Raw genomic sequence first — 10,415 nt, 5'->3', positions numbered from 1 at the left:
GAACGCCGCCTGAAGGCAATGCAGCAGTGGTAATCCCATGCGCCCGGACAAAAGCGTCTCCTTGCGCCGAAACCGTTATCGTCCCGGTGTTGGTAACCTCCCCTTCGATAGCACCCATACCCAGACCAATGGCCGCAGCTGTTGCCATTTTCTGAGTATCAACTGACACTTGCACGGAACCAGAGTTTGAAATGCGAGCCGTATCTAATACGCCTCCGACAAACATTCCGGCAGCGTAGGCGGACGATCCTTGCGAGTTTTCAACCAACACCGCGATGTCCCCGCTGTTAGATAAATCACCACCGACGCGCGAGAATTGGATACCATGTGCGTAGGCGTAAGACATTTTGTTACCGCGTGCGGCAACCGAAAGCGTACCCGAGTTTTCATAGCTGCCGCTTTGGTCAATAAATCGCGCACTCAATCCAGTTGCGGCCAAACTCGACCCACCGGATGCCGCTGCTGTTACTGAGACGCTGCCTGAATTGGCAAAAGCTCCGCTTATCCCGCGAAAGTTGCTGGAACGTATTCCCACCGCATACGCGCTGGATCCACCGTTAGCGGCGACCGTGATGGTTCCTGTATTGTCGAATGCACCAGCGATTTCACCGGTTTCGATTCCCCGCGCTGTTGCCGAGTTCTGCCCTTGGGCCGTTACGGTCATGGCACCGCTATTGCTGAAGCTGCCGTTGATGTTTCGAACGCGCATTCCCGAGGACTCGGCTGTATCGCCCCGAGCCATCGCCACAATAGTTCCGCTATTGCTTAGCTGTCCGTCGATATCTGACGTAAAGATGCCATATGCGCTGGCGGTGGCAACGTCTGACGTAACCTGAACCGTCAAGCTGCCGCTGTTAGTCATCGTGCCAGATATCTGACCACCAATCAGAAATCCGTTGGCGTTCGCCTGCGACCCTTGAGCGTTTGCCAAAACAGAAATCGAACCGGTGTTGGACAATACCCCGCCAGCAGCGATAGACCTTGTACCGATGCCATCGGCAGCGACGTTGGAGCCCTGGGCCGCAACCGTGATGCTGCCATTATTGGTCAATGAGCCCGATACCGTCGAGGACCGGATACCTATGGCTTCAACGCTCGATCCATTGCCTGCTTGGATGGTGATAGAGCCCGAGTTGCTCAGCGCACCGCCTATTTCGCCAACATCAATACCGTATGCAGACGCCTGGTCGGCGGCGTTCAGTTGAATCGCAATGCTTCCAGAGTTCTGAAGTGTCCCATTCAATCTACCGGCATGAATACCTGTCGCACTACCCGATCCGGAAGCCGTAGCGACCAGAGTAATCGAGCCCGTGTTGATCAAAGTGTCGTCAACATTCCCTGTCGCGTTAATACCGTAAGCGTTGGCGCGCCTGCCCCGCCCTGTTGCAGTGATATCACCGCTATTGTTCAATTCCCCCAATATGTTGCCCGTGAAAATTCCTATTGCGCCGCCATTGTCCAACCCAGCGCCGTTTGCCACGATGTCGCCGGCATTGGTGAGTTTACCGCTGACATCGCTGACTTCGATGCCACGCGCAAAGCCTGCGCCATTACTTGACTGCGCATCGGCAAAAATCGACCCGCTGTTAGTTATAAGACCTGAGACGTTGCCGGCCGCTATCCCTCTGGCCTGTACCTGGGTGACACCACTTGCGGTGACGTTAACTGGCGCTGAATTCGAAACACTGCCGGCAACATTGCCGAAATCGAACCCATCGGCATTAGCAGTTGTAGATGTAGCAAGCGCCTGAATATTGACAGCGCCCGAATTGTCGAAATTCGCGCCGTTGCTCACACCCCTGATATCGAACCCACCTGCGTCAACGTTTCCGCCGATACCCCGCCCGGAAACCATCCCAGAGTTGGTCAATGTCCCACCAAGGCCGAATACTCTGGCTGCGTCATAGGCCGCTCTACCGGTGCTGCCTGCCGTCACATCGACAGTAAGCGCGCCACTGTTTTGCAGACGCCCAAAGAGATTGTTTACTTCGATTGCTCGCCCAATTACGCCGTTTCCACCAATTCCCGACACATTGATGGCCCCGGTACTGTTAATCTCACCTATCAGATCGTGACTGGCAACACCAACTGCGCGGGCACCAATTGTTCCGTTTGCAGAAACGTTGAGGGGGCCGGAGTTATCGACCGTCCCGGTGATTGGCGCAAAGGACATGCCAAATGCGAAAGCCGACCCAAGACGGCTTGAGGTATTAACGGAAATGCTGCCGTTGTTACTTGCTGTCCCAGTCAAAATGCCGGTCTCTAGTCCAATTGCATTGGCTCTGCTGTCGTTGCTGCTCCGTACGTTGATTGTCCCGCTGTTTGACAGTGTACCATCGACTTGGTCCGCCAGAATCCCGTTTGCTGTGCCGCCCTGGACGGCGGCATTCTGAATGCTGATGACTCCGGTGTTTTCAACAGACCCGCTCAACGTGTTGTTAAGGTCAATACCGATCAGGAGGGCATTATCGTTTACCGTTTCGCCAAGGGAAATTGTACCAGAGTTCAGAATGGTGCCGGATAGGTCGCCGAATGTTGCGATTCCGCTCCTGGCAAGGCTTGTTCCGCCTTGTGCCGATATGCGTCCAGCATTTATCAGAGTGCTGCTATAGTCGGGCACATTGATGAAGACTAAGGAGGACGCGCGCAGTGGGTTTACTTCAATTGACCCGGTACTCGTGATGGTGTGATCTTCATCCACACTACTGATCAGCGGCGTCGTTCGCGCCCCATTGACAACCTCTCCCAATGAGGCCCCCGCTGAAACCGCCAAAACAGAGGCTGAGCAGAGGAATAGCGATGGCGCGATGCTCGCCACTTTCCCCTTCCACTTGGTTAGACGTCCACCATGCGCAAAAGCGCGTACCCGTTGCTCGACCTGCATGTATTCTGCCCCATCTGGCTAAAGCTTTTTTGATGCGCACGCGAGGGTTTGATTACCCTGCGTCATCTACTCAATGCGCATTTGCTTGCACGCTCGACTATCCGTTGGAAGGGGTATTGACGGCGAGAATGTGGCCAATTAGCCCTTTTAAACACTAGGTTTAGGCTGCATACACTTTAGTTTATCAGATCTTGAGACTTCGCTGCCTCGTGCGCTTCATGGGCTTTGAAATTCGCCTTGCCACTCTCTAAAACTTAGCGCCCAAGGCGCTGCCCGAAGGTGGGTTAGGAGGTTTCGAGAAACCCCAAGACAGAACCGTTAAATCGATGCGGGTTTTCCACAAACATGAAGTGGCTTCCACCCTCATCTTTCGGGATGACAACCAATTTAGCACCCGAGATTTGTGAGGCTATCCATTGTTGAGATTCCAGTGGATGGGGACTACCTTCCGCGGCAACAACAAGGACCGGATTTTTTATCTGCCCGACTACGCTGCGCCAGTCATGAAGACAGTTGTCCTCGAGGAGGCTAGCAGCACACATCCGCGGAAGTTTAAGATTTTCAGCAGCTACCGAAAGGAGTTTATCTTCTGGAAATTTTGCCGTGAACATGGGGCGCAGAATATCCGCATGCTTGGCGACGGAATCCGCATGGATGACGCTATCAGTAAACCGCGCAAGCGTTTCAAGCGAATTGATTATGGATCCAGCATCTAGGCGCGTCTGGGCACTCCAGTTTGGCCTGGCAAGAAGTGAAGCGGGTTCATCAACAAAGATAAGTTTCCGAGGTGGGCGATCATGGCCAAACAGCGACATATAAGACCAAAGAGCAGATGTTCCCAAAGAGTGACCTAAAATATCAAACTCAGTAAGCCCATATTCTTTGACAAAATCATATAGGTCTTTAGCAAATCGATATATCCGGTAACCATATTCGGTCTTTTGTGATTCACCGTGCCCACGCCAATCTAGTGCGATAACTTTACGAATTTTACAGAAGGCCTCGAACTGGGCGGAGAACATTTGAGCGGATTGCGACCAGCCATGCACCATTATGAGTGGAAAACCGGATCCGCCTTCTAAATAGCTGAGCTTAGTTCCATCTTGGATTCTCAATGAGCTCCTCTTCATCTGTGTCATGAAAGCTCCCTCATATGCGTTTAATTATTACAATCAGAACAAGCCCTGATAAATTTGATACTAATATTCCACAATAATAGTACTCGCAGCACAACAGGTTTAGTTTAGCAGCACCGACAGGGCTGATGAGAATACAACGACTGTAAACCCCGCTTTTTTTTGAATGAAACTCACGATAGTAGTTTCAATTCAGTGTAAATACATCGATACAGCCTTTAGACTTATATCAAATCGTAATTCTGTTGTTAGTCACCAGATCAGGTTTATTAGTCACCAGATCAGGTTTAAAAGTCGCTGAATCTACAAACCTGAAGGTTAGTCGTGTCGCGACTTGTATGGTTTCGCAGGCTTTGTTCTAGATGCCGTCCATTGCAGTCAAGTTGTGTTTTGATCTGAAACAACTTCAATGTTGCACTGGCAGTACCGTTGCGTGATCGAAAGTTGTTGGTTTGTTTTCTTCGAGTCCGACGAGGACCGAGTACTGCGATATCGATTGGCGACAAATGGCAGAGACAGCCAAGAAACGGGCCTTGCACAAGCTATGTTTGCAACCAATTCTCGGTGTTGGCAGACCGCCTACACCGCCACGACACGGTAAACCATCTCGACGATATTGAAGTGCGCACCCACTATAAGTGTCGGTTCGAGCACCCGTCCGCGTCGATCGATTTCGCAGCAGACGAAACGGCTCAATCCAAGTGAGAAAGGGTGCCAACGCGGAAGCCGTCATTGAACGTTGTTCGCACCAAAACACCAGTTATTCGCACCAAAGCGAGTTTTTCGACTCTCCAGCCAGTTTAGATGAAGCCAACGAAGCTATAGGTTCCGCGGCGTGCAGGCCTTGAGAAATTTGTTCTTTCGAGCAGCACCCCAAGCGCAAAATTGGCCACGATAGAAACAGTTGTGTCGGGCTAGTTAACCGTTTGACTATTTGAAACTCTGCAAACGTAAAGCTTGCTGGAATACAATTTGGGATTGGAGGAGGTCTACATGTCGTACACGTTCAAGCGTTATGCTACTCGCATATGGCATAAGTTTGAACGGCGAATCTATGCCTCGAGCCCACTCAATCCCTACTTAGCCACTCAAGATGGTGGTACTATTACCCCGACAAGAATCTGCTTGCTGATGACCCTGAACAGTCGCCGCCCCGCCCTTCAGTTATCCGCTAGCGGCGGTACGCCGATATGTCCGAACTGTTGATTTGTTGGGGAGTATAGTTCGTTGCTGACAAAGGCTGAACTTACAGTCTGGCTACGTGGCTTGATGAAAGACAAAGTTTTCATTTCAGCCTACGCTGTGGTCTTTCTTGCTCTCGTGATTGTGGAGCGGGGGCATGCAGTTCCTAATATCAGTCAGTTCCAGCATGCTCTGTACGTGTTGGCTTGGGTAATCGCGTTCTACGCATTCTATTTTTTTGCTGGGCCTGCTCTGTTCTACTGGTCTATTCGAAACTCAATATGCGTCTTTTGGACAGCATTGGGCAGTTATCTAATAATTTTGTTCTTAAAGACCTTTATTGCAACCTATTTACTGGCGGGCGGGTCATCACTTAAGCACGCAATCCTCTATTATTTTACGTCTGCATTCGTCTCGAGTGTAATTACCTACGCTATATTTTTGCACTTCAGAGCTCAGGCTATAACCGGGTTTGGATACGACCCCCTGAAATATCTGTTTCGTCGCCCTCCAAAGCAAACTGATTGTCCAATTCAATTAAAGCTCGACGTAACAAATCGAGGACCGTTGCTAATGCTGGAGGCTCAGAACCAATACGTGTCGGTTACAACGGAAAATGGGACACAGTTGATAAGAATGACACTTAAGAGCGCTGTGGAGAACTTGGACCCTGAAGACGGTTTGTTGGTCCACCGGTCGAGATGGCTATCGAAGAAGGAAATGGGTGAGATCGTTTACAGAAACGGAAACCCATACGTAGTGACCCCAGGTGGCGAGGCGTTTTCAATAAGTCGCAAGATGGTGTCCAAAGTTAAAGAAATAACTGAACGACGAAAGGCACAAACGACTGAAACCAAGCAGGCGGATAGGCCAACCAGAAGTAAGCAGCCTCAATGCTAAATCGCTGCTCACAAAAATTCTCTCCTAGACCTGGATTCACTGAAACGACTCCTCCGATATGGCTCGGCTGGTCAATTGACAGGCCCTAACATACTACAACAAAAGCGAAAATCCGGCGCTCAGATTGTCGGCAACTTGAAAGATCCTACTATGTCGGCCTCCAAAGAACGTCTGGCGCTATCATTTTTTGCATCACTTGCCGCAGCACTCATAATGCTTCTGGAAGAGTTCAGCGAGGCGATGGGATTGGAGTGGGTGCATAACTGGGATGACTACCATATCTGGGCAATCATCGTGATGCTGTGCTTATTGGGTTCGATTGTGGTTCTTGGAGTTGAGTTGCTGCGCATGGGAACCCATGTGACCAAACTCGAAGGAAAAGCCACACGCGCCTCAGAAGCATTTGAAGAGCTTTTAGTAAGCTACTTTGAAAAGTGGTCGTTTACCAAAGCCGAGAGGGATGTAGCACGGCTTCTTCTAAAAGGGTGTTCCACTGCTGAAATTGCTGCAGCAAGAGATGCGAAAGAGGGAACCGTCAAAGCGCAAACAAACTCAATCTATAGGAAGTCAGGTTTCTCTAACAAGGCACAGCTTTTCAGTGCCCTTCTGGAAGATCTAACCGGCGATGGGTCGAAGTAAAACGACCACTTCTCAAGACGCGATTATCTGACTTTCTGGCTAACACTTAGCTCCCGACTCCGTTACCGAGAAGCTGGAATACGCTGACTTATACAGGGATTCGTAGCCTCTATCTTCCGGTGCATCGATCCAGAAGACTCCTTGATCTAACTCACGGTGCCGCGCTGATGAAACGCGTCGGGCTTAAATCGGCCTGCTGCTCAGGCTTCAGCCGCCTATGTTGGAACTACTCTCAATCTATAGCGAGTACGATTCTGGCAAGATTGATCCATCAGCCATAGCATTGGGTTCTTCCATCTTGGCCCAAAGCTTGAGGGTTGCATCAAAATACTGATGACCCGATCAAACGGGATTTCGAATGAAACGGCGAACTATCATGCTCTCGTTTTGATCGCTAGCTGCGCAATGAATGCGTTCTTTGTCATTGATAGAATCTTGAGGGCGGACACCTTTGTAGAACCACTCTTCATGGTTTCAAACCAGCGAAGTTTCAACCTGCGATAAACTATGGTGTAAGCCACATAAACCAAGGTTTTAATCCATCAAAACAGCCTCATTCTCGCCCTTTTTGGCCCTTCAAGCCCGATGTTGAGTGTGCAAGCAAATACGCATTGAGCGGATGACGTTGGGGAAACAATCCTTCTCTCGCGCATCAAAAAAGCTTTAGCCAGATGGGGCAGAATACATGCAGGTCGAGCAACGGGTACGCGCTTTTGCGCATGGTGGACGTCTAACCAAGTGGAAGGGGAAAGTGGCGAGCATCGCGCCCTCGCTATTCCTCTGCTCAGCCTCTGTTTTGGCGGTTTCAGCGGGGGCCTCATTGGGAGAGGTCGTCAATGGGGCGCGAACGACGCCGCTGATCAGTAGTGTGGATGAAGATCATACCATCACGAGTACCGGGTCGATCAGCATCAATCGCTTGCCGGGGCCTGCCTTGGTTCAGGTCAACGTGGCGGATTATTCCAGCACAGTGACGAACGCCGGGCAACTGACAGCCCCAGAGGCGAACGCCAGGACCCGCGCAGCGATCGACATCAATGGTGATTTGTCAGGCACTGTCCTGAACTCGGGCTCTATCACGATGGGTGCTGCATCCGGCGACTCAGCAGTGATCTTTGGAATAGATGTCTCTGGGAACACGACAGGTTCGGTACAGAACACTGGTGTTATTAATATCGCAAATTCTGCGCTGACCTCCGGTACCTCTACGGGTATTCTCGTCAATCAACTCGATGGCACACTGTCAAACAGCGGGACAATTATCCTGCAGGGCAGCAACGAAAGCAGAGCTATTGGTATCGGACTAACGGCCGACGTTGTGAACGGAACTGCAAGTAACAGTGGCAGCATTGTTGTTGATGTCTCAAGCTCTGTTGGGTCGGCGTTCGGATTTGGCATGTCCTTTGTGACAATCAACGGGACAGTCGATAGCTCTGGCCCCATTAATGCATCTGCATCCGGCGCTAACATTGTCCGAGCAGCCGGTGTTGAAATTGATCGTCTGCCAGGGGAGTTTAACAGTACCGGGGCCATCAATGTGTTGGCAGCTGGTACAAACCAGGCAACCGGGGGCACAATTGTGGTAAACAACCTCTCCGGGCGTCTGCAAAACAGCGGCGCACTTACTGTCGAGATGACAGCAGGTAACACCGGAAGAGCAGACTATGATGTCATCAAAGTCTCCGGCCTGAGCGGAACACTGACCAACTCAGGGATGATTTCCGGGTTGGCTTTCGGCGGAAGTGCTACGGCAGATGGGTTCGATATTGGGGGCGTGGGCGACAGCGGGAATTTCAACAATTCGGGCGCTGTCAATATCCAGGCGGTGGCGACGACCTCAACCGCAAATGCCGGAGGGTTTGATTTCGGCAATGTCGTCGGCAGTGTTTCGAACAACGCGGCCGTCAATGTCGTCGCTGCGGGGGTCACTTCTGCCACTGCCCGGGGGATTCAGGCACGCGACATATCGGGCACTCTGCTCAACAGCGCTGGGATTTTTGCTGATGCAAGGGCCAGCAACGGGTCGGCCACAGCATATGGGTTTCAAGTTGATGAGGTGAATAACCAGCTGACCAATGATGGTCCATTGGTGATCGCGGCGAACGGTACGCGCAATGGCGTAGCAACCGGGATATCGACAAGTCTCGTGCAGGGCGCTCTGACCAACAACGGAGCCATCACAGCATTAGGCCGAGGAAGCAGCGCAACTGCGATCGGGATAGAGAGCGGAAATGTCGACGGTTCCCTGATCAACACCAACACGATCAAATTGGATGCCCTTGCAACCTCGTCGTCAGCGTTGGCTACAGGCATCGATATCGGAAGGCTGAACGGAACACTTCAAAACTCGGGCAATATCAGCGTTCGTGCAGATGCTGTCAGCCATGCGTCCGCATACGGTATTGATGTTGGCGAAATAGGCGGTGCGCTGAGCAACTCGGGCTCTATCACCATCCAGGTGGACAACGGGTCGAGCGTAGAGGCTATCGGCATTCGATCCTCGACGGTGTTGGGGACACTGTTCAACAGCGGCAGCATCACGGTTGCCAGTCAGGGATCCAGCGGCTCGGCCCAAGGAATTCGCACGGGATCCATTGCAGCAAATGGAACTTTGACAAACACCGGTACGATCACAGCTGTCGCCGAAGGGCAAGGGTCTGGCGCAAGCGTTGATGGAATCAGGACTCTGGGCCGTTTGGTGGGTACGTTGGAAAACAGTGGCCAAATCACGGTCCAAGCGATCGACACCGACTCGGCCAACTCTACTGGTATCCTGACAGCTGCCGTGGACGGTTCGCTGATCAACAGTGGGACCATAACGGCAGCAGCTGGCGGAGGATCCTTTGCGTTTGTAGAAGGGATCGAAGTGAGAGGAAATGTCGACGGTTCCTTTGATAACAGTGGCGCAGTAACGGTTCAGGCCGTTGGTACAAGCTCGGCGTATGTAGACGGGATCAACACGACTGATATTGGCGGCACATTCACCAACTCTGGCGTCATCTCGGCATTTGCGCAGGCTGATTTTGCTGGTGCAGAAGGGATTGCCTTGGACGATGTTCAGGGTTCGGCTGGCAATTCGGGGGACATCTCAGCGAGAGCGTCGGGAGATACCACTGCGCGCGCCAGCGGTATCGCCCTCGGTTTCATCGATGGCAGATTTTCAAATTCCGGCAGTATCGTCGCGAGCGCTGCGGTAACCGATTCGAACCCTTCCATTCCCTTCCAGCGCGCTGTTGCCACCGGGATTTATGTAGACAACATCAACGAAGATCCAATGGGTGGTTTCGGAGTGTTCGAGAACTCGGGCGCGATTGCGGCCTCGGCCTCAGGTTTGAACGCCTCCGCTTTGGGGATGCGATTTTCTCACGTTGGAGGCAAACTGACCAACAGCGGTAGTGTTTCTGTCAACGCTGTCGCGGACCAGGGTTCTACAGCCTTTGCAGCTGGCATTCAGGGCGCAAACGTTCGCGATAGCGGGAACGTATTAAACTCCGGCACCCTGCAGGTTTCAGCAGCGGGCCAAAACGTTGCAACCGTTGCAGCCGTCGGGATGTCTTTTGATCAGATCGATACGAGTTTAAAGAACACCGGGACGATAACGGTTTCGGCGCAAGGAGACGCTTTTGTCCGGGCGCATGGGATTACCACTGCTGCATTGCCTTCAGGCGGCGTTC

General features: G+C 51.9%; 5 protein-coding genes. 3 read left to right on the top strand and 2 right to left on the bottom strand.

Features of this window, described 5'->3' with window-relative positions:
* Together ACR0IO_RS22660 and ACR0IO_RS22655 are read right to left on the bottom strand one after the other, a co-directional pair.
* Nucleotides 1–2,884, bottom strand: a 2,884-nt coding sequence (locus ACR0IO_RS22660) for a beta strand repeat-containing protein (protein WP_480745060.1), incomplete at its 3' end; no start/stop codon positions are given.
* Between the two features lie 284 nt (nucleotides 2,885–3,168).
* Nucleotides 3,169–4,023, bottom strand: a complete 855-nt coding sequence (locus ACR0IO_RS22655) for an alpha/beta fold hydrolase (protein WP_480745057.1) — start codon at nucleotides 4,021–4,023, stop codon at nucleotides 3,169–3,171.
* Nucleotides 4,024–5,289: 1,266 nt separating this feature from the next.
* On the opposite strand from ACR0IO_RS22655, the gene ACR0IO_RS22650 reads away from it, so the two are divergent.
* From ACR0IO_RS22650 to ACR0IO_RS22640, 3 genes are all read left to right on the top strand, one after another.
* On the top strand, nucleotides 5,290–6,102 hold the full coding sequence (locus ACR0IO_RS22650; RefSeq protein WP_480745055.1) for a LytTR family DNA-binding domain-containing protein: 813 nt from the start codon (nucleotides 5,290–5,292) through the stop codon (nucleotides 6,100–6,102).
* A 150-nt stretch (nucleotides 6,103–6,252) separates the two neighbouring features.
* The gene (locus ACR0IO_RS22645; RefSeq protein ID WP_480745052.1) at nucleotides 6,253–6,741 is read left to right on the top strand and encodes a helix-turn-helix transcriptional regulator; all 489 of its coding nucleotides are present in this window, start codon (nucleotides 6,253–6,255) and stop codon (nucleotides 6,739–6,741) included.
* Between the two features lie 685 nt (nucleotides 6,742–7,426).
* On the top strand, nucleotides 7,427–10,415 hold a 2,989-nt coding region (locus ACR0IO_RS22640; protein WP_480745050.1), incomplete at its 3' end, for a beta strand repeat-containing protein.

It is taken from the genome of Ruegeria sp. CE12 (genome assembly GCF_056537525.1).
This window is presented reverse-complemented; position numbering and strand designations above follow the sequence as displayed.

Bases quoted from the DNA above. Each gene is read 5' to 3' on its own strand.
- ACR0IO_RS22655 (WP_480745057.1), bottom strand. From the start codon at position 4,023: ATGACACAGATGAAGAGGAGCTCATTGAGAATCCAAGATGGAACTAAG.
- ACR0IO_RS22650 (WP_480745055.1), top strand. From the start codon at position 5,290: ATGAAAGACAAAGTTTTCATTTCAGCCTACGCTGTGGTCTTTCTTGCT.
- ACR0IO_RS22645 (WP_480745052.1), top strand. From the start codon at position 6,253: ATGTCGGCCTCCAAAGAACGTCTGGCGCTATCATTTTTTGCATCACTT.